Origin of the sequence: Micromonospora sp. NPDC023737, assembly GCF_040639715.1 — a bacterium.
GTDB lineage: Bacteria > Actinomycetota > Actinomycetes > Mycobacteriales > Micromonosporaceae > Micromonospora.
This window is the reverse complement of record NZ_JBFAAL010000003.1, coordinates 112,495-132,269: the sequence shown is the minus strand read 5'-3', so window position 1 is coordinate 132,269 and position 19,775 is coordinate 112,495. Positions and strand designations below refer to the sequence as shown.

Genomic DNA, 19,775 nt, shown 5'->3' with positions numbered 1-19,775 from the left:
TCTACGCCCTGCCACGCTCCACCGCCTGCCAGTTCACGGAAAGAGCCGGGTTCGCGGCCGGGGAGTCCAGGTTCCGCAGGGCGGGCGCCCAGACGAGCAGGGCGATCGGGTAGAGCAGGTACCCGAACCGGGTCGACGGCATGAGCGCGATCGCGACGAGCAGCCCGTACCCGCAGACGAGTGCGGCGGCGAAGGCGGTGCGGGGCGGCCGGCGGACGAGCCGTACGGCGATCGCGGCACCGGCGGCGACCAGCAGCCCAGCGGCGATCACCCGGCCGCCGGGCAGCCCGGCCGCGATCAGCTGCCCGGGGAAGGGCGACTGCGCGGGGCTGGTCACCAGCCCGTGACCGAGGGGGAAACGGAGCACGTTCTCGACGAGGGCGTCCCGGTCGACCAGCACTGCGGGCAGCAGCGCCGCGAGGGGCAGCCCGATCGCCCCGGCGGTCACCCGGAGACCGGCCCGCCGGGTCGCGCCCCAGACGATGAGGACGAGGGCGATCGGCCAGGCGAAGAGCTTGAGCGCGCCGGCCAGGCCGACGGCGACGCCGGCGAGACCCGCCCGGCCGGTCGCCGCGAGGGCCAGCGCGAGCAGACAGAGCGCGAGCACGGGAAGGTCGTCGCCGCCGGTGGCCAGGGTCAGGGCGCAGATCGGCAGTGCCGTGGCGGCCTGCACGCCGCGGAGCAGGGCGGCGGACCGGTGCGTGGCGGCGATGCCCGGTCGGGCGGCGGGGCCAGTGCCCGTGGTGCGTCCCCGCAGAGCGGCGACGGCGAGGGCGAGGACGACCGCGGTGCCGAGCGCGAACCAGACCCGGGCGTCGGTCCACCACGCTGCGGTGGCGGCACGGGGCAGCCCGAAGAGCGCCATGCCCGGCTGGTAGGGGGTGTAGCCGAGCAACCGTTCGTCGGCGGGCAGGGCGGCTATGGCGTCGTGGCCGAGGTACGGAGTGCCGTGCTCGGCGAGGCGGATGCCGGCCCGCTCGACGACGAGAACTTCCTCCTGTGCCCGGTCGGTGCGTCCGGCCGCCCGCTCGGCGCTCTGCCGCAGCAGTGGCAGCAGGGTGGTGGCCGCCCAGGTGAAACCGGTGATCGCCCAGCGCGCCGCCAGGCCGGTCAGTGGCGAATCGGGTCGGCGGCGCCGGAGCAGCAGTTGGCCGATGACGGCCGACGCCGCGACGAGGTAGCCGATCGCTGCGATGCCGCCCCAGGCACGGTGTGGAAGCAACGTCGAGGTGACGGCGGTGATCGCGGCGAAGGCGGCCGACGCGGCGTACAGGGCGAGGTCGAGCGGGAGCCCGCCGCCTGCGGAGTCGAGGGCACGCCAGCCACGGGAGCGGGGGGTCGGGGCTGCGGCGGTCACGCGGGCAAGTGTGGCAGACGGTTGGCGTACCGCCTCGGGTCGCGCGTAGCGGCGGCCCGCGCCCGCGTACCCCGCCTCGGTCAGGCGGGCTGGTGCGGCAGCCGATCCCGGCCGCGTCCGCCGGAACGGCGACCGGGGGCGAGTCGGATCACCGCGCCCGCGTCGTGCAGCGGTGGCGCGAGGAGTCCGGGGCTGCCGCCGGCGCCGCGGTGCAGTGCGGCCAGGAGCATGCCCGCGGGCATCGGCCGGGCGAAGAGGTGGCCCTGGCCGGCGGCACACCCCAGCTGCCAGAGCGCCCGGCGCTGTGGTTCGCTCTCCACGCCCTCGGCCACCACTGTCAGGTCGAGGCTGCGGCCGAGGTCCAGGGTGGAGCGGATCACCGCGGCAGCCTCGGTCGAGCTCTCCATGGCGGTGACGAAGCTCTTGTCGATCTTCAGCTCGTGGACGGGGATCCGGGAGAGCAGGCTCAGCGACGAGTAACCGGTGCCGAAGTCGTCCAGGGCCAGTCGTACGCCCTCGTCCCGGAGCCGGCTGAGCACCCGGTCGACCACGTCGAGCTGGCTGAGGGTGAGGGTCTCGGTCAGCTCAAGCACCAGCTGGTCCGGGGGAAGGTCGTGGGCGCGGAGCCGGGCCAGCACCGAACCGGGGAAGCGGGCGTCGAGCAGGCTGCGCGGCGAGACGTTCACCGCGACCGGTACGTCGAAGCCGTCTTCCCGCCAGGTCTTCGCGGCGATGAGCGCCTGGTCGAGGATCGCCTCGGCGAAGGCCGGCAGCAGACCGGAGCGCTCGACGGCCTCCAGGAAGCGCAGCGGGTCGATCAGCCCGTGCGTGGGGTGGTGCCAGCGGGCGAGCGCCTCGGCACTGGTGATCTCGCCGGTGCCTAGGTCGACGATGGGCTGGAAGTTGACCGTGAACTCGTGGTCGGCGACCGCGCGGGGCAGTTCGCCGCCGAGCGTGAGCCGGTTGAGGTCGGCGGTGTCCCGGGTCGGGGCGTACGTGGAGGTGCGCTGGCCGGCTCGCTTGGCCTGGTACATGGCCACGTCGGCGCGGCGGAGCAGTTCGGGCATCCCGCCGGCGGCCGGCGCGGCGGCGATGCCTCCGCTCGCCTCGACGCTGATCAGCATGCCGTCCAGGTCGATCGGCTCGTGCAGGGCGGCGAGCAGCGCCTCCGCCCGGTGCGCGGCGATCGCTGGTGCCGGCAGGCCGCGCAGGAGCACGGCGAACTCGTCGCCGCCGAGCCGTGCGACCAGGTCGTCGCCCTGGGCGGCGTCGCGTAGCCGTTCTGCCACCTGCACGAGCACCTGGTCGCCGGCGGCGTGCCCGAGCGTGTCGTTGATCTCCTTGAAGTGGTTGAGGTCGATCAGCACCAGGGCGGTCACACCGTCGGCGTGTCTGCTGCCGAGCTGCTCGGTGCCCTGGTCGAGCAGGTGCCGCCGGTTGGCCAGCCCGGTCAGCGCGTCGTGGCTGGCGGCGTACGCGTGCTCGTCGGCGACGCGGGCGAGTTCCGTGTACGCCTGAGCGTTGCGTACGGCGGTGCAGAGCGCCGATGCGAAGGTGCGGAGTGTGTACTGCTCCCGTTCGGAGAGCTGCACCGGGCCACGGAACCGCAGCCGCAGCACACCGACGTCGGCGGTGCGGTCGTGCCCTTCCAGCCGGATCGGCACGACCGTCCCGTCGATCGGGGCGGGCTCGCCCTCCCGACCGCCGGGCGCTATGACACCGGCGGCGCCGCCGCGTACGGTCCGGGATCCTTCGCGCAGCTCGATCTCCACCTCGTCGGCGGAGAAGAGCTCGGCGGCCTGGGTGACCGCGGTCGTGAGGACCTTGTCCAGGTCGACCACGTTGAGCGCGTCGGTGGCCCGGGCGAGGCGTTGCCAGGCCCGTTGCTCGGTGCGGGTGCGGATCCGCGCCAGGTAGGCCAGGTGCAGGCTCAACACGAGGGGTGGCACGGCCAGCAGGAACCGGGGGTCGACCTGGAGGATGAGCAGGGTGCAGACGGCGACGACGAACCGTACGACGTAACCGGCCAGCCGTAGGTCCAGGTTGCCGAGGAACTGGGATCGGATCCTGGTGCCCGACGCGAGCGCGATGACCGGGATGGCGAGTACCTCGTCGAGCAGCGCCGCGACCAGGTAGCCGATCGCGAGCAGTCCCGCGATCCGCTGCGCACCCAGGTGCGGCCAGGGCCAGTTCAACATTTCGAGGGTGGTGCCGGCGCCCCAGGCCACGAGGATGTTCTTTCCGACGCCGAAAGCCAGCTTGATGACCGGTAGGCGGACCGAGGCGATCGTGATCCCGACGGCGGTGCAGACGACCACCCACGGGAGCGGCGCGACGGCCGCGGCGACGACGATCGCGGCTTCGCTCCAGCTGATCAGATGCAGGGCGGACCGGATACGCACCCGGACCTTCACCAGAGCGCCGATGGCGATCATGGAAATGAGCGCCAGCAGCGTTGCGACGTCGGTCCCGGAGCGGGGCGCGGCGGTGGTCAGGAGCAACTTCAGGGATGTGGCCGCGGGTATCGCCGCCGCAACGACGACGAGACCGACAAGCAGCCGGAGCTGCCGATCGGTCTCATGCTCATGTCGTCTTGAAGTCACGCCACTCCCGGGTGACTGCATCGTGCGTGCTCGCACCATACCTCTGGGTGACTCCAGAAGTCTCTCCTTGGTGTCAGCCCCACTCGTTGCCGCGCATGACGGTTCCTCCTCCTGATGAGCGGGCCATTGGCGCCCGAGCCCGATGGGAAGAGAGTAGGAGCGGCGGCGCGCGGTACGAAAGGATTAATGTCGGTATGCGCAACATAAGCTAAGTGGCGCTGATTTGTTACGTTCTGTCCCCAGTCCTGAGCGGAGCGCGCTTAACGCATTCTCCGCAATCAGTTGAGGTCTCGTGAAGCCGCCGGACGTTAGCAAGGAGCTGCTGGTCGGGGCGCTTGCGTGACTCGCGAGTCGCCGTCCTGCCCGCCGGCCGCTGGGACCAACAACCACGGTGTGACCCGCAAAGGTGCAGGTAAATAGGGCCTGACCTGCGGTGCGGTCCCAGTAGGGCGACCCACCACGGACCGGACCTGTGATTACGTGATTACCCATTCGACGCCGAAGCGGCGGAGTCCGGTCGTAGCTGCAGGTGCCGGGTGGCGCGGTGACGCAATTTGCGCCGAGCAAACTACAGCGAATCCGTCACGAGCATCGCCCGAACCATCCCCAATTCCGCTGTTCGCAAAGTCAGGGCGTCGGTGAACTGGTCGATGAAGGGCGCAACCGAGTTCGTCTGCCTTTTCGATGTGTGGACGTACTTCGCAAAACTGCACCGGTACTTGGAAAAGCTGGAAACCGGGCTTACATCGCCACGGGGGACGGCTACCGATTGCGCGCCGACCTGGAAGCGGCCCACCTCAGCCGTTCCGATGCCGAGTACCGGAACGCCCCGGCCTTGTTCGACGAGGACCGCCGCTCGACCGTCACCGGGTGTGGACGGCACGCGCTCGCGGCGTTTCGTCGTACCGGAAGATAGGCTCGCCGCCGTGACCGAATCCGCGCAGCTCACTCACGTCGACGCCGCCGGCGCGGCGCACATGGTCGACGTCTCCGCCAAGGCGGTGACCGGACGTTCGGCGGTCGCCGCCGGCCGGTTGCGGACGACGCCCGAGGTTGTCGACCTGCTGCGGCGCGACGGCCTGCCGAAGGGCGACGCGCTGGCCGTGGGGCGGCTCGCCGGCATCATGGGCGCCAAGCGCACCCCCGACCTGATCCCGCTCTGCCACCCGATCGCGCTGCACGCGGTGACCGTCGAACTCGAACCCACCACCGACACCGTCGAGATCACCGCTCTCGTGCGCACCGCCGACCGGACGGGCGTCGAGATGGAGGCGTTGACCGCGGTGGCCGTCGCCGGCCTCGCCCTCATCGACATGGTCAAGGCTGTCGACCCGGCGGCGTCCGTCGAGGGGGTACGCGTCCTGCGCAAGGAGGGCGGCAAGACCGGCGAGTGGGTCCGCCCGGAGGACCGGCCGTGATCCGGGCCCGAGTGGTGGTGGCCTCGAACCGGGCCGCGGCCGGCGTCTACGCCGACACCAGTGGTCCCCTGCTCGTCGCCGGCCTGCGCGAGCTGGGTTGCGAGGTCGACGATCCGGTGGTGGTGCCCGACGGCGAGCCGGTGGGCGAGGCGCTGCGCAGCGCGCTCGCCGACGGTGTCGACGTGGTCGTGACCAGTGGTGGCACCGGCATCACGCCGTCCGACCGGACGCCCGACGTCACCCGCGCGATGCTCGACTACGAGATCCCCGGTATCGCCGAGGCGATCCGCGCCCACAGCCGGGACCGGGTGCCCACGTCGGCGCTCTCCCGGGGACTGGCCGGGGTGGCCGGCCGGATGCTGGTGGTCAACCTGCCCGGCTCGACCGGTGGCGCCCGGGACGGCCTGGCCGTGCTCGGTCCGATCCTCGCCCACGCCGTCGACCAGCTTCGCGGTGGCGACCATTGAGGCCGCCCGCCCGCATCTCGATCCGGCTGCCGGCTGGACCAGGGCGGCGACTGGCCCGGCATAGCCGCCGCCGCCCCGATAGGCTCGGCCGGTGAGCACGGAAACCGCAGCGGCGCACCACGCCGTCGCATCGCCGCCGGCCGACTGGGCACAGGCGCGTTCCCGGGTGCACGCCGTCGGACTCGCCGCCGCGCTCCCCGTCACCGCCCGCCCGCTCGCCGAGACCGACGGTCTGACCCTCGCCGAGCCGCTGACCACGCGTACCGACCTTCCGGCCTTCCCCACCTCCAGCGTGGACGGGTGGGCGGTACGGGGGGCCGGACCGTGGCGGGTCGTCGGCCGGGTGCTGGCCGGCAGCACGCCGCCGGCGCTGACCGAGGACGGCACCACCGTCGAGATCGCCACCGGTGCGATGGTGCCCGAGGGCACCACTGCCGTATTGCGGATCGAGGAGTCCGACCGGACGCCGGACGATCGGGTCGTCGGCACGCCCCGCAGCACCCCGGAGTGGCGCCAGCCGGGCGAGGAGGCGTACGCCGGGGAGCAGCTCCTGCCGGGCGGGACGGCGGTGGACCCGGCGGTGATCGGTCTGGCCGCCTCCTGCGGCTACGACACCCTGCCGGTCCGACCCGCGCCGCGCGCCGCGCTGCTGGTCTTCGGCGACGAGCTGCTGACCTCCGGGCCGCCTGCGGCCGGGCGGGTCCGCGACGCGCTGGGGCCGTCGTTGCCGGCCTGGCTGCGCCGGTACGGCTGCGAGATCCCTCCCTCAGACGTGATCGGCCCGGTCGAGGACACCCTCCCCGCGCACGTGGCGGCGCTGCGCACGGCGCTCGCCGACGCCGATCTGGTCTGTACGACCGGCGGCACCATGCACGGTCCGGTCGACCACCTGCACCCCGCGCTCGAGGAACTCGGCGCCGAGTACGTCGTCAACACGGTGGCCGTCCGGCCCGGGTTCCCGATGCTGCTGGCCCGGGTGACCGCGGCGGACGGGCGGGTCCGCTTCGTGGCCGGCCTGCCGGGCAACCCGCAGTCGGCCATCGTCGCCCTGGTCTCCCTGGTCGCCCCGCTGCTCGCCGGCCTCCAGGGTCGGCAGCTGCCGGAGCTGCCGCACGCCACCCTGGCCGAGCCGGTTCCCGGGCGGGGCGACTACACCCACCTCGCCCTGGTCCGCCTGGACCGGGTCGCCGGGACCGCGCACCCGGTGCGGCACGTCGGCTCGGCGATGCTGCGGGGGCTCGCCGGGGCGGACGGCTTTGCGGTGATCAGCCCGGGCGGCACCGGCGAACCGGGGAGCCCGGTTCCCGTGGTGCCGCTGCCCCTACGTAGTGGAGAGCGTGCCTCATGACAGCACCCACACTCGCCCTCGGTGAGGTCACCGACCAACCGCTCGACCTGGCCGCGCACGAGGCGGCGGTCGCCGATCCGCGCGCCGGTGCGGTCGTGTCCTTTCAGGGCGTGGTACGCGACCACGACCACGGCCGCGCGGTCACCAGCCTGGAGTACGAGGGGCACCCGAGCGCCGAACGGATCCTGCGCGAGGTCGCCGCCGAGATCGCCGCCGACCCCGAGGTCTACTCGGTTGCCGTGTCACACCGGGTCGGTCCGCTCGCCATCGGCGACGTGGCCCTGGTCGCCGCGGTCAGCACCGCGCACCGGGCCGCCGCGTTCGCCGCCTGCGCCCGGCTGGTCGACGAGGTGAAGGCCCGGCTGCCCATCTGGAAGCGCCAGGTCTTCGCCGACGGCACCGAAGAGTGGGTTAACTGCCCCTGATGCGTACCGGCCGGTCCGGCAGCCGGTGAGCCGCCACCGGCCGGCTCGGGCGGCGGCAGGTGGTCCGAAAGCCGGCCAGTGCTGCCGCAGGTGGTCCGGAAGGCGGCCGGTTAAGCGGCAGGTGGTCCGGACGGCGGGGCAGTTCAGCGGCGGGCGCCGGCGGGAATCCGGCCCATCCGGTCGGCGTAGAAGGCCGGTTCGGCGCCGGGTCGCCACGGCAGCGCGGCGACCAGCACGATGAGCGCCACCGCCAGTGAGTTCTCCATGAGCGCGCCGAAGAGACCGTCCTGGTAGTGGGAGACCTCCGGAAGCTGGTGCTCGTACGGCCAGATCGGAGAGACCAGGAACAACAGGTAGAGCGCGACCGCGGCGATGCCGTGACGGAGCCCGGTCAACGTGGGATACCAGATCGGCGGGCGTAGGCCGTTGACATTGGGCAGCCCGGAGTTCACGCCGCCCGACCCGGCGCGGTACGTGAGCCCCCGGCTCGCGTCGCGACGGCGTACGGCGGCGTCGGCCAGCACGATGATCGCCGGGATGACCCAGACCAGGTGGTGCGTCCAGGAAATCGGGCTGATCACGTTGGCGGTGAGCCCGACCAGGGTGAACGCGGTCAACTCGTCACCGTCGGCGTGCGAGTGCGCCGCCCGGGACAGACCCAGCGCCAGGATCAGCACGGAGAACGAGAACCAGAGCAGGCCCGGGGTCTCGATCGAGTCGTAGAGGCGGGCCAGCAGGCCGGCCAGGGACTGGTTCGGGGTCATGTCGGCGGCGCCCACCCGCTCGGTCTGCCAGAGGACGCTGCCGAAGTAGGTGCGGGACTCGTCGCCGACGATCGCGAAGGTGCCGACCGTGACCCCGATCGTGGTGGCGATCGCGGTCGTCGCCACCCGCCACTGCCGGGTGATCATCAGGTAGACGATGAAGAGCGCCGGGGTGAGCTTCACCGCGGTGGCCAGTCCGATGCCGACACCGGCCCACGCGCCGCTGTAGACGAAGCGCAGCAACAGGCCGTCGTCGGGGGCGACGTGGGTGCCCCGACGGGAGCGCCAACGCAGGCCGATCAGGTCGGCCATGACGAGCGCGAAGAGCAACAGGTTGACCTGGCCGTAGCCGAGGGTTTCCCGGGTCGGCTCGATGGCGGCGGCGAGCGGCACGGCCAGGGCCACCGTGTACCACAGTGACCAGCCCAGCCGGTCGACGATCGGGCGCAGCAGAGCGGCGAGCACTACCGCCATGGCGGCGAGGCTGGCCAGCGCGTTCGCCATCCCGGCGGCCTCGATGGGCAGGTGCGCCATGGGCAGCATTACCAGGCCGGCGAACGGCGGGTACGTGAAGCCGAGGGTGGTCTCGGGCGCGACGAACTCGTAGAGCTCGTGTCCGGTCGCCCACCACACCACCGCACCGTGGTAGATCTTCATGTCGAAGAAGTTGTACGGCCGTCCGAAGGCCCCGATCGCGAGCCAGGCGGCGTAGGCGACGGCAGCCACGATGCTGACCCGTACGACGATCCCGCGATCGACGCGGCTCGTCACGCGTCGGACTGTGGCGAGGCGGTCCGTCCGTCTCCCGACGGTCGCCGGCATGGCGTGGCCACCCCCGTACCAAGCTCGTCCTACCCGTCCAGGTCCCGCACGGAGCCTAGAACGGCGACTCACGTCAGTGCCTCCCGCGTTATGCGACCGTGTCCGATCCCACACATGTTTTTGACATTTCCACCGCGTTAACGCCTAGCGGGCGGTTCAGGTGATTCGCGGTGTTGGGCGGGGTGCGGCGTGTCGAGGGGAAGCATCGACGCAGGTCAGCCCGGAAGTCGGCGAGCCGTGCCCGCGGCCCGGGCAGCCGCCACCCGCGCCTCGCGCCGGGCGCTACGGACTGCCCGCTGCATCGTGCGTCGGGAATGGCCGATGCGGTGGCCGGTACGCCAACGGATCCCCGGCTTGCCCTGTGTATCGGCGGCGGCGAGGAGGAGCCCACCGAGGAGCCCGAGGTTCTTCAGGAAGTGCACCCGGTTGTTGGCCCGCGCCACCGGGTCCTCGTTCTCCCAGAAGCGGTGGCCGGCGAGCGTCACCGGCACCAGCGTCCCGGCCAGCACCAGCGCCATCGGCCGGGTGAGCTTCCCGGTGGCGAACAGCAGCCCGGCGCCGACCTGTACCGCCCCGTTGGCCCGGATCAGCGTCAGGGTGTCGGTCGGGATGCGGGGGTTCACCTGCTCGAGCAGCGGTTCCACGCGGTCGATGACCGGCTTGGCGGTCGTTGCCAGCCGCTCCGGATTCGTGAAGTTGCGGCACCCGCCGACCACGAAGATGCCGCTCAACATGGCGCGGGCGAGGGAGCGTACGGGTTTCATGGCTCAGTCATACCCCGTCGCGGCCCCGGCCACCCCGGCAACGGCCGATCCGGATCGGCGCATGTGCACGTCGCGCCACGCCGATTCGAGCGACCGTCGCGGATGGACGCGTCCCGGCGGGTAACGTCGCGCGGGTGACGACGCTGCGGCTTCGACCCGAGGGCCCGGCCGACACCGGCCCGGTCCGTCGGGTGCTCGCCGCCGCGTTCGCGCGCCCGGACGTGGCCGCCCCACCCGAAGTCGGGCTGGTCGAAGAGTTGCGCGACGGCGACGCCTGGATTCCTGAGCTCGCCATGGTCGCCGAGTACGGCGGCGAGGTGGTCGGCTACGCGTTGCTCACCCGCGTACGGGTGAGATCCGAACGGGGCTCCGCGTCGGCGTTGACCCTCGGTCCCGTGGCGGTCGCGCCGCACCGGCAGAAGCTCGGCCACGGCACGGCCGTGGTGCAGGCGGCCCTCGACGCCGCGACCGAGCTGGGTGAGCGGCTCGTGGTGGTGCTCGGCAGCCCGGCCTACTACCGCCGCTTCGGCTTCAGCCGTGCCGACCGGATGGGTCTCACCAGCCCCTGGTCCGGTTTGGGAGAGCCCTGGCAGGCGCTGGTGCTGCCCCCGTCGACCAGCGACGCTCCGCCACCTCCGCGGGGCGAGGTGGTGTTCCCGCCACCCTGGGCGAAGGTCTGACCGGTGGAGGGTTCTTCGGGCGGACGGCTGTGATCAGGCCGGCTGGGTGCGCAGGTAGCGACCGAAGTGCGGCACGGTGAACGCGACAGTCCCACGCTCACCGGAGTAGATGAGCCCCTTCTTGATCAGTGCGTCCCGGGCCGGGGAGAGGCTGGCCGGCTTGCGGCCGAGCGCGCGGGCGATCTCCGCGGTCGGCACGGCGGCGTCCATGTCGTCCCGGATCGTGCCACCGGCCTCGGCCTCCACCAGCGAAAGTGTGGCCATGGCCCGCATGTATTCGCGCTCGGCGGGAGTGGCCCGCTCGAAGCGGGAGCCGAAGAAGCCCACCGCCAACTCGGCCTCGGCCTCGGGAGCGGCGACCCGGACGTCCGCAGCGGTGATCGGGGACCGTGGCGCGTGATCCCAGGTGGCCTTCCCGTACGCCTGCACGAAGTACGGGTAGCCGCCGGACTTCTCGTAGAGCAGGTCGAGCGCCTTCGGCTCGTACTCGACCTCTTCACGCTCGGCGGGGGCGCAGAGCGCCTGGTCGGCGGCGATCCGGTCGAGCCGGTCGATCCGCTGGTAGCGGAAGAGACGCTCGGAGTACGACTTCGCGGCGCTGAGCACGGCCGGCAGGTGCGGCAGGCCGGCGCCGACCACGATCAGCGGCGCGCCGATCTGAGAGAGCTCGTGACAGGCGGCGCAGAGCGCCGAAACGTCCTCGGGGCCGAGGTCCTGCATCTCGTCGATGAAGATGGCCACGCCGGTGCCGACGTCGCTGGCCACCGCGGCGGCGTCGGTCAGCAACTCGACCAGGTCGATCTCGATGTCGCCGGAGTCGGCCCGACCGCTGCTCGCCGGAACGTCGATACCGGGCTGCCAACGGTCCCGCAGTTTCGGCGCGGCACCACCCCGCCCGGTGGGCGCGGCACGCATCGCGAACGCCTTGAGCACGCCGAGGAAGGCGTCGATCCGGTCCGGAGCGCGGTGCCGGGGCGCGAGTTCCCGCACCGCCATGTGCAGCGCGGCGGCGACGGGGCGGCGCAGGGACTGATCCGGTCTGGCTTCGATCTTTCCGCTGCCCCAGAGTCGATTGATCGCCTGCGAGCGCAGGGTGTTGAGCAGCACCGTCTTGCCGACGCCCCGGAGGCCGGTCAGCATCAGGCTTCGCTCCGGCCGCCCTCGGGCGATGCGCTCCAGCACGATGTCGAAGACGTCCAGCTCCCGCCCCCGCCCGGCGAGTTCGGGCGGGCGCTGACCGGCGCCCGGGGCGTACGGGTTGCGGACCGGATCCACGCATCGCACAGTATCGGGCCATCTAGCTGTGGGGCTAGACATGGATAGATGAAGCTACCGGCGTGTCGAGGATCCTCGACCAAAAACTAGGGCTGTCTAGTCGACACGCTAGACAGCCCTAGTTTTGGCTACGGGTGCCGCTCTACCGCTGCTTGAGGCAGAGGACGAAGTCGAGGGTGTCCAGCTCGCTGTCGTAGAAGAACCAGTTGGTGTAGCCCTGGACCCGGCCGCACTTCGCCTCGGCGTCCTTCTCGCCACTCGTGGTGCCGTCGAAGCGGCGCAGCACCTCGTACGTGTTCGAGGTGCAGGAACTGATCAGCAGCTTCGGCTTGCCATCCGTGGTGCCCGCGTCGCGGACGCACTGGCCGACCTTCGCGAAGCGCGGATCGGCCGACGACTCTGGGGCTGCCGCGGTCGCCGGGCCGGTCGGGGCGGGCACGTCCGGATCCGCCGACCCGGTCGGAGCCGCGCTGGTCGGCGCGGCCACCGACGGCGACTCGTTCCCGTCGGCCAGAAGGTAGAGCGCGGAACCACCGGCCAGCACCAGCAGTACGACGACGGCCAGCACCACGACCAGCGGCCGGCGCCGACGCGGTGGCGGGGTCGGCGCCCCGGCGTACGGCACCGGACCGCCTACCGGGTCCCAGCCGGAGTCGTACGCCGGCTGCGGGATCGCCTCGGCCCGGCCGTCGGTGGCGCGGGACCGCTCGTCGTAGCGGTAGCCGTCGTGGCGGGGCTCCTCGTAGCGAGGCTCGGCGTACTGCGGCTCGTCGTGGCGCGACCCCGGTTCGGCGGGCCGGTGCACCCCGTGATCGTGGTACCCCGGATGAGGTCGCTGCCCACGCCACGGCTCCGCGGGTCCGCCACCCGGTGATCCGTAGTTCGCCATGAACGCCCTCCTGGACGGTGGTGAGAGGCCGGCCACCAAGGCGGGACGCCGACACCGACGTCACCGTAGCGTGGACCGACGATGACCTCGACTCCGTCTCGTCCGTCCCGTGCCGGCGACCGGTCCGGCCTGCCCGCGACCGCCGCGCCCGCCCTGGTCTGGACCGCGCTCCTACTGGTCTACCTGCTCTGGGGCTCCACGTACCTGGGTATCCGGATCGCGGTGGAGACCATGCCGGCGCTCGCCTCGGCCGCAGCCCGGTTCGCCGTCGCCGCCCTGGTGCTGGCGGTCGTCCTGCGGATACGACGCGGGCCGGGAGCCCTCCGGGTCGACCGGCGGCAGCTCGGCTCGGCGGCGCTCGTGGGGCTCCTGCTGCTCGCCGGCGGCAACGGGCTCGTGGTGCTCGCCGAGTCCGGGCCGCCCGGGGTCGCGTTGCCCTCCGGCATCGCCGCGCTGCTGGTCGCCACGGTGCCACTGCTGGTGGTGGTGCTCCGTGCGGTGACGGGGGACCGGCCCCGGTTCTGGACGATCGCCGGAGTCAGCGTCGGGTTCGTCGGGCTGGTGCTGCTCGTCCTGCCGAGCGGAGGTGCGGACGCCGTGCCGCTGGCCGGGGCGCTCACCGTGGTCGCGGGGGCCGCCAGCTGGTCGATCGGGTCGTTCCTCTCCGGTCGCCTCCGGATGCCCGCCGACCCGTTCGTCGCCACGGTCTACGAGATGGCGGCCGGTGCGGTGACACTCGTCCTCCTCTCGCTCGGCCGGGGCGAGCTGCGCGGGTTCGACCTGGCCGAGGTGAGCGGACGTTCCTGGCTCGCGCTCGGTTATCTGATGGTGGCCGGCTCACTGGTCGCCTTCACGGCGTACGTGTGGCTGCTGCAGAGCGCGCCGCTATCGCTCGTCTCGACGTACGCCTACGTCAACCCGGCGGTGGCGGTGGCGCTCGGTGCGGTGCTGGCCGCCGAGCCGATCACCACGCAGGTGCTGCTCGGTGGCGCGGTGATCGTGGTCGGGGTCGCCCTGGTGGTGACCACCGAGCGTCCGGGGCGCCGCGCGACCACCGAGCCGCAGCCCGCACCTTCCGGCACCGGGGCACCACTGGGAGGAACTCGCCGGTAACGTCCGGCCGGTGTCCGCCGGCCCGCTGACCGTTGTGGTGCTCCTGGGTGTGCTCGCCGGATCGGCCGCCCCGGCGCTCGCCGGCCGCTTCCTCGCGCCGGGCACCCGTGCCGTGCGGCGCGGCCTCGTCGTGCCGGGCACCCGTGCCGTGCGGCGCGGCCTCCTCGTGCCGGGCACCCGTGCCGTGCGGCCCGGCCTCCTCGTGCCGGGATCGCAATGGGCCCGGCCCGGCCTCGCGGTCGCCGGTGGCGTGGTCTTCGGCGGGCTCGCCGCCGTCCACGGCGACGATCCGGCGCTGCCCGTCTTCCTGCTGATCGCGGCCGTCGGCCTGGCGCTCTCCGTGGTGGATCTGGCCTGCCTGCGGCTTCCCGATCCGCTGGTCGGCACGACGGCGGCCGCGGGCACGCTCGGACTGGTCACGGTGGCGGCCGCCGGCGGCGAGCTGCTCCGGCTGCCGATGGCCGCCGCCGGCGCCGCCGTCTCGCTCACCGTGGGGCTGCTCCTGGCGCTGCTGCCTGGCTCCCGGCTCGGCTTCGGCGACGTCAAGCTCGCCACCGCACTGGGCCTGCCGCTCGGCTGGCTGGGCTGGCCGGCCCTCGCCTGGGGGCTCGCTCTGCCACACGTGCTGGGCGGAAGCTGGGCCCTCGCCCTGCTGGCGGCAGGCCGGGTACGCCGGGACACCGCACTGCCGTTCGGCCCGGCCATCCTGGCGGGCGCCTGGCTCGCGGCGCTGATCGCCTGACCGGAAGCTCCCCGGCACGCGGCGACCGTCAGCCCGGCGGGTGCGCGGGCCGGCCTACCGTGCCCTCTTGCGCCTGAACCGCGCGGTGCGTGCGCACCGCGCCCGAGCTCGCGGTCCGACGGGCGGCGAGGCCTGTCGGAACGGGCGCACTGATCGCGCCCGCCTGCCGGCTCACAACAGACGGAGCTGGCGGTCCTTGGGACGTCGGGGCTCGGCGTCACCGAAGCGTTCGAACAGTCCGGGATCGATCGACTCCAGGAAGGGCGACGGCTTGCACTCGCGTTCCGTGCCCTGCCGGGTACGGCGGGCCGCGTGGCTCAGGTAGAGCCGGTCCTGTGCCCGGGTCAGGCCGACGAAGAAGAGCCGTCGTTCCTCGGCGATGGCGTCCTCGTCCGGAGTCGAGCCCGGCCAGCGCAGCGGCAGCAGCCCGTCCTCGGCACCGACCAGGAAGACCACCGGGAACTCCAGCCCCTTGGCGGCGTGCAGGGTGAGCAGGGTGACCGCCTCGGCCCGTGGGTCGAGCGCGTCGACCTCGGCGCCGGTCGCCAGCTGGGACAGGAAGAGCTCCAGGTCGTCTCCGCAGCGGCGGGCGAGTGGGGTGAGCAGGTCGACGGCCGTCCGGACATCCTCGGGGCGTACCGAGCCGGCGCCGTCCAGCGTCGGGGTCGCGAAGCGCTCCGCCACCACCTCCCCGGCCAGGCGTACCCGGGCGGCCAGGCCGCCGCCGAGTCCGGACGCGTGCCGCAGCTCGCGGGCGATCGCCGCCACGCCGGGACGGTCCCGGAGCCGGTCGTGTGAGCGCTTCTGGACCGGGATGTTCGCCCGGGTGAGCGTGTCCACGATCGGTGCCGCCTGGGAATCGGTGCGGTACAGCACCGCTATGTCGCCGAACGAGAGTGAGGTGGACCGACCGTCGATCCGGCCGGAGTCCAGCGACCGGTGGGACAGTCCGCCGACCAGTTCGTCGATCGTGCGTACGACGAAGTCCGCCTCGTCGGCGGCGGAGGCCGCCGCGTAGCGCCCGACCAGCGGGGCCTCCGGGTCGAGGCGGGCCGGGTCCAGCCGTCGGCCGCGTACCAGCGACGCCGGCGCGATCGCCTGTACCGCTGCGGCGAGGATCGGGGCGGACGAGCGGTAGTTGCGGTTCAGGCGGACCAGGCGGGCGTCGGTGAAGTCCTGCGAGAAACGCAGGAAGTAGCCGACGTCGGCGCCCCGGAACGAGTAGATGGCCTGGTCCGGGTCGCCGATCGCGCAGAGGTTGCCGTCCGGCGGGCTGAGCAGACGCAGCAGCTCGTACTGCACCGCGTCGACGTCCTGGTACTCGTCGACGAAGATCCACCGCCAGCGGTCCCGGTAACGCTCGACCAGCGTCCGGTCCGCCCGCAGCAGCGCCACCGGCAGGGTGAGCAGCTCGTCCAGGTCGACCAGCCCCTGCTTGCGCAGCAACGCCGTGTACGCGGCCAGGTCGTCACCCGCCTCGACGCGGGCTGCCGCGCGGTCGGCGTCGTCGGCGATCCGGAAGTCCGCCGGGAGCTCGGCCGCAGCGGCGTTCTCCCGCAGGATGGTGAGCCCGAGCGAGTGGAACGTGCCGACCGTGATGTCCTCGGTCACCGGCCCGAGCAGACCGTCGAGGCGGTGCCGCAGCTCCTCCGCCGCGCGGCGGGTGAACGTGATCGCCAGGCAATGCTCCGGGAAGACGTTCAGCTCGGCGCAGAGGTACGCGATCCGGTGGGTCAGCGTCCGCGTCTTGCCGGTGCCCGGGCCCGCCACGATGAGCAGTGGACCGCCCGGTGCCGAGGCGGCCACCCGCTGCATCGCGTCGAGCCGGTCCAGCAGACCGGTGCCGACCTCCTCCATGCCGGCGAGCATCGGCTCGAACGGCTCGTGCGGTGACGGCGGCGGCGCGATCGGCGGTGGGGGCGGCGGCGCGGCCTTCCGCTTCGGCTCGGCCTTGGCCGCCGCCGGGCGCTTGGCCCGCGGTTTCGCCGTCGCCTCCGCGGGCCGGCGCTGCTCCGGCACCGGTACGTCGAAGAGTGCCTCCGCCTGCGTTCCGCCCGAGCGCCCGCGCAGCTCCGCCGGGTCGAAGAGCGTGATGACGCCGTACTCGCCGTCGTAGCCGGGCACCCGGCGGACCTGGCCCCGGCGCAGCCGGCCGATGCCCTCGGCGAGCAGTTCGCCGCCGACCCGTCTGATCTCGTCGAGTGGCGTGCCGGTCAGGATCTCCAGCTCCGGTCCGAGCGCGGCGAGCAACTCGTTGAGCTTCCCGTCGACCTTCTTCGAGCGGGCACCCACCGCGTTGATCTCGCCGAGGATCTCGGCCAGCGGCACCAGGTGGGTCACCTCTCGCGCGTGCTCCGGCCGGTGCCCCTCCGGGCGGTCCGCCAGTTCCTCGACCCGGCTGAGTACGCCGACGGTCAGCGGCTTGCCGCACTCGGGGCAGCGTCCGCCCGCCGCGCGGGTCTGCTCCGGAGCCCAGTTGACCCCGCAGAGCCGATGGCCGTCGGCGTGGTACTTCCCCTCTTCGGGGAAGAACTCGACGGTCCCGGTGAGGCCGTCACCGCTGCGCAGCGCGTCGCGTACGGCGAAGTAGTCGCGGTCGGTGGCGAAGACGGTCGCCTCCCGGGCGAGCGCCGGGGGCGAGTGCGCGTCCGAGTTGGACACCAGCCGGTACGCGTCCAGGCTGCCGACCCGCCAGTTCATCTCCGGATCGGAGGAGAGGCCGGTCTCCACGGCGAAGATGTGCTCGGCCAGGTCCGCGTAGCAGTCCGCGATGGCGTCGAAGCCGGACTTCGAGCCGAGAGCGGAGAACCACGGCGTCCAGATGTGCGCGGGCACCAGGTAACCGTCGGCGCTGGCCTCCAGGGTGATCTCCAGCAGGTCGCGGGAGTCCAGGCCGAGGATCGGCCGGCCGTCGGAGCCGAGGTTGCCGATCCGGCCGAGCGCGGTGTTGAACCGGGCCACCGCGTCCAGGTCCGGCAGGTAGATCAGGTGGTGCACCTTGCGGGTGCGATCGTCCCGCTTGTAGATCGTGGAGATCTCCACGCTGAGCATGAAGCGGACCGGGTCGCTCTCGGCCTCGCTGGCCAGCCGGGGTGGCAGCCGCCGGGCGATGTCCCGCTCCGCCTCGGGACTGAGCCGGTAGAGGCCGGGCTCGGCCGGGTGGAGGGTCTCGCGCAGGTGGTCGTACCAGGCGGGGTGGGTGAAATCGCCGGTGCCGAGCAGTCCGATGCCCTTGCGTCGGGCCCACCAGCCGAGGTTCGGCAGGGTGAGGTCCCGGCTGCAGGCGCGGGAGTACTTGGAGTGGATGTGCAGGTCCGCGACGAACGGCGGGCGGCCACCGGGGGGTACGGCGCTGAACGGAGGCACGCCGCATCCTGTCACGCCCGCCCGGGACCGCGCCCGCCGCCACGCACACACGTGACAAGCGCAATCCACCCCCGCCCCCACGACCTCCCCGCCCGCTCCCTCACCAGGCGGGTTGATCATGAAGTTATTGCCTGCTCAATCGGCGTGTCGCGACAATAACTTCATGATCACCGGCGGGGAGCGGGGACCGGGGGAGGGAGGGGGTGGGGGTTAGGGGGTTTGGAGTTCTACGAGGGTGATTTGGGGTGGGGCGCCGACGCGGACCGGTGGGCCCCAGAAGCCGGCACCGTTGGTGACGTACACCTTCGTGCCGTCGACCTCGCCCAGCCCGGAGACGATCGGCTGTTCCAGCCCGACCGCCAGGTTGAACGGCACCATCTGTCCGCCGTGGGTGTGCCCGGACAGTTGCAGATCCACTCCGTACTTCGCCGCCTCCAGCGCCGCGACCGGCTGGTGCGCGAGCAGCACCACCGGGCGGGACGGATCACGATCGGCGAGCGCCGCCCCGTAGTCCGGTCCGGCGGCGAGCCCGGTACCGCGTCCGGAGAGGTCGTTCACACCGGCCAGATCGAGCACGCCGCCCCGCGCGGGGATCTCCACCCGCCGGTTCTGGAGCACCCGCAGCCCGAGCCGGTCCAGCTCCTGTACCCACTCCTCCACCCCGGAGTAGTACTCGTGGTTGCCGGTCACGAAGTAGCTGCCGTAGCGGGAACGCAGGCCGCGCAGGGGTGCGGCCGCCTCGCCGAGCGAGGCGACCGTGCCGTCGACGAGGTCGCCGACCACGGCCACGAGGTCCGCGTCGAGCCGGTTGATCATGGATACGATGCGTTCGGTGTGCGCCCGGCCGAGCAGCGGTCCGAGGTGGATATCGGAGACGGTGGCGATACGCAGGCCGTCCATGCCGCGGGGGAGCTTGGCGAGCGGGATGCGTACCCGGTCCAGCTCCGGCGGCCCGAAGGCGGTGCTCACGCCGTACCCCGTGATGCCGGTGGCCGTGAGCCCGGCGAAGACCGCGGCCCCCCGGGCGAGCAGCAACCGGCGCGACGGGTCGTGGTCGGGCTGGTCGACCGCCGCGGCGGCCGGCGGTTCGGCGGGTCCGGCTCCACCAACCAGCACCGGCTCGGGGGCGGCGGTCGTGGGCTCGGCGGTGACCGCCCGGCGGCGCAGCGCGAGCCGGGCCACCAGCATCGGCACCTCGAGCGCCAGCAACAGCACCAGCAGGTAGAACATCAGCGCGAGCCAGAGGTAGCCGGGCCAGGCCAGCCAGTACAGCTCGGCCCGGGTGCCCGCCATCGTGGCCGGCACCAGCACCGCGAGCACCACGGCGACGATGCCGCCGATCCGCCGCCACCGGCCGGGCCGTGTGGTGTCCCGAACCAGGCGTTTCCACAGGTAGAGATGGAGCAGGCCGGTGATCAGGGCGAGGGTGCCCACGAACCCCAGAGCCGACAGCACACGTCCTCCCTCAGCCGCCCGCGAAGGGGGGCAGGACGTCGATCGTCGCCCCGGCCGGCAGCGGTGTGTGTCGATCATGACAGACCACACCGTCGACGAGGAAACTCGCCACACGTAGTACGGCCCCGAGCCGGGCGCCGTGACGTGCGGCCAGCTCGGCGGTGATGTCGTCGAGCGACCGCCCGGCCGGTGTCGTCTCCTCGCTCCGGCCGGCGGCGGCCCGCGCCCCGGCGAAGTAGCGGACGGTCAGCGTCGCAGTCGTGACCAGGGGCGTCCGGTCGGTCATT

General features: G+C 72.7%; 16 protein-coding genes. 7 read left to right on the top strand and 9 right to left on the bottom strand.

The genetic code is table 11. The features are described from left to right. Window position 1: 1 nt before the first annotated feature. A complete protein-coding gene (locus tag AB0F98_RS09410) occupies window positions 2-1,357 on the bottom strand; it encodes a glycosyltransferase 87 family protein (RefSeq protein ID WP_357731315.1) in 1,356 nt (451 codons plus the stop codon). A gap of 80 nt (window positions 1,358-1,437) precedes the next feature. Beyond that, window positions 1,438-3,981: a bifunctional diguanylate cyclase/phosphodiesterase gene (locus tag AB0F98_RS09405; protein WP_357731312.1), complete on the bottom strand. Its 2,544-nt coding sequence runs from the start codon at window positions 3,979-3,981 to the stop codon at window positions 1,438-1,440. 905 nt (window positions 3,982-4,886) lie between these two features. Here AB0F98_RS09405 and moaC point away from each other — a divergent pair. The 4 genes from moaC to AB0F98_RS09385 all read left to right on the top strand — a co-directional run bounded on the left by moaC (window position 4,887) and on the right by AB0F98_RS09385 (window position 7,618). Further along, entirely contained in the window at window positions 4,887-5,378 is a 492-nt protein-coding gene (gene moaC / locus AB0F98_RS09400) for a cyclic pyranopterin monophosphate synthase MoaC (RefSeq protein WP_357731309.1), read from the top strand. Beyond that, window positions 5,375-5,845, top strand: coding sequence for a MogA/MoaB family molybdenum cofactor biosynthesis protein (locus AB0F98_RS09395; RefSeq protein WP_357731306.1), 471 nt, complete (start codon window positions 5,375-5,377; stop codon window positions 5,843-5,845). Before moaC ends, AB0F98_RS09395 begins: the two co-directional genes overlap by 4 nt. A 91-nt stretch (window positions 5,846-5,936) precedes the next feature. After that, on the top strand, window positions 5,937-7,193 hold the full coding sequence (locus AB0F98_RS09390) for a molybdopterin molybdotransferase MoeA (protein ID WP_357731303.1): 1,257 nt from the start codon (window positions 5,937-5,939) through the stop codon (window positions 7,191-7,193). Next, a complete protein-coding gene (locus tag AB0F98_RS09385) occupies window positions 7,190-7,618 on the top strand; it encodes a molybdenum cofactor biosynthesis protein MoaE (protein ID WP_357731300.1) in 429 nt (142 codons plus the stop codon). Before AB0F98_RS09390 ends, AB0F98_RS09385 begins: the two co-directional genes overlap by 4 nt. A 143-nt stretch (window positions 7,619-7,761) precedes the next feature. On the opposite strand, the gene AB0F98_RS09380 is transcribed toward AB0F98_RS09385, so the two are convergent. Together AB0F98_RS09380 and AB0F98_RS09375 are read right to left on the bottom strand one after the other, a co-directional pair. Next, on the bottom strand, window positions 7,762-9,204 hold the full coding sequence (locus AB0F98_RS09380; protein WP_357731297.1) for a glycosyltransferase 87 family protein: 1,443 nt from the start codon (window positions 9,202-9,204) through the stop codon (window positions 7,762-7,764). Between the two features lie 215 nt (window positions 9,205-9,419). After that, complete coding sequence (locus AB0F98_RS09375) at window positions 9,420-9,968, bottom strand: DoxX family protein (RefSeq protein ID WP_357731293.1); 549 nt, start codon at window positions 9,966-9,968, stop codon at window positions 9,420-9,422. Window positions 9,969-10,102: 134 nt separating this feature from the next. On the opposite strand from AB0F98_RS09375, the gene AB0F98_RS09370 reads away from it, so the two are divergent. Beyond that, window positions 10,103-10,648 carry an N-acetyltransferase gene (locus AB0F98_RS09370; RefSeq protein ID WP_357731290.1) on the top strand — a complete coding sequence of 182 codons (546 nt, stop codon included), beginning with the start codon at window positions 10,103-10,105 and terminating at the stop codon, window positions 10,646-10,648. 33 nt (window positions 10,649-10,681) lie between these two features. Here AB0F98_RS09370 and AB0F98_RS09365 read toward each other — a convergent pair whose 3' ends face one another. Beyond that, window positions 10,682-11,923 carry an ATP-binding protein gene (locus tag AB0F98_RS09365; protein WP_076468410.1) on the bottom strand — a complete coding sequence of 414 codons (1,242 nt, stop codon included), beginning with the start codon at window positions 11,921-11,923 and terminating at the stop codon, window positions 10,682-10,684. Window positions 11,924-12,065: 142 nt separating this feature from the next. Further along, complete coding sequence (locus tag AB0F98_RS09360) at window positions 12,066-12,548, bottom strand: hypothetical protein (RefSeq protein ID WP_357732429.1); 483 nt, start codon at window positions 12,546-12,548, stop codon at window positions 12,066-12,068. Between the two features lie 345 nt (window positions 12,549-12,893). On the opposite strand from AB0F98_RS09360, the gene AB0F98_RS09355 reads away from it, so the two are divergent. Both AB0F98_RS09355 and AB0F98_RS09350 read left to right on the top strand, forming a co-directional pair. Continuing rightward, window positions 12,894-13,925, top strand: a complete 1,032-nt coding sequence (locus tag AB0F98_RS09355) for an EamA family transporter (RefSeq protein ID WP_357731286.1) — start codon at window positions 12,894-12,896, stop codon at window positions 13,923-13,925. 10 nt (window positions 13,926-13,935) lie between these two features. After that, complete coding sequence (locus AB0F98_RS09350; RefSeq protein WP_357731283.1) at window positions 13,936-14,667, top strand: A24 family peptidase; 732 nt, start codon at window positions 13,936-13,938, stop codon at window positions 14,665-14,667. Window positions 14,668-14,838: 171 nt separating this feature from the next. On the opposite strand, the gene AB0F98_RS09345 is transcribed toward AB0F98_RS09350, so the two are convergent. The 3 genes from AB0F98_RS09345 to AB0F98_RS09335 form a co-directional block, all read right to left on the bottom strand. Continuing rightward, entirely contained in the window at window positions 14,839-18,033 is a 3,195-nt protein-coding gene (locus AB0F98_RS09345) for a UvrD-helicase domain-containing protein (protein ID WP_357731280.1), read from the bottom strand. Window positions 18,034-18,243: 210 nt separating this feature from the next. Further along, window positions 18,244-19,488, bottom strand: coding sequence for a metallophosphoesterase (locus AB0F98_RS09340; RefSeq protein ID WP_357731276.1), 1,245 nt, complete (start codon window positions 19,486-19,488; stop codon window positions 18,244-18,246). Between the two features lie 10 nt (window positions 19,489-19,498). Then, a complete protein-coding gene (locus tag AB0F98_RS09335) occupies window positions 19,499-19,774 on the bottom strand; it encodes a MoaD/ThiS family protein (protein ID WP_357731273.1) in 276 nt (91 codons plus the stop codon). Window position 19,775: the final 1 nt, after the last annotated feature.

What these genes read in the sequence shown, in the direction of transcription:
- AB0F98_RS09405 (WP_357731312.1), bottom strand. Translation starts at nt 3,981, where the DNA reads ATGCAGTCACCCGGGAGTGGCGTGACTTCAAGACGACATGAGCATGAG.
- AB0F98_RS09380 (WP_357731297.1), bottom strand. Translation starts at nt 9,204, where the DNA reads ATGCCGGCGACCGTCGGGAGACGGACGGACCGCCTCGCCACAGTCCGA.
- AB0F98_RS09375 (WP_357731293.1), bottom strand. Translation starts at nt 9,968, where the DNA reads ATGAAACCCGTACGCTCCCTCGCCCGCGCCATGTTGAGCGGCATCTTC.
- AB0F98_RS09385 (WP_357731300.1), top strand. Translation starts at nt 7,190, where the DNA reads ATGACAGCACCCACACTCGCCCTCGGTGAGGTCACCGACCAACCGCTC.
- AB0F98_RS09335 (WP_357731273.1), bottom strand. Translation starts at nt 19,774, where the DNA reads ATGACCGACCGGACGCCCCTGGTCACGACTGCGACGCTGACCGTCCGC.
- AB0F98_RS09355 (WP_357731286.1), top strand. Translation starts at nt 12,894, where the DNA reads ATGACCTCGACTCCGTCTCGTCCGTCCCGTGCCGGCGACCGGTCCGGC.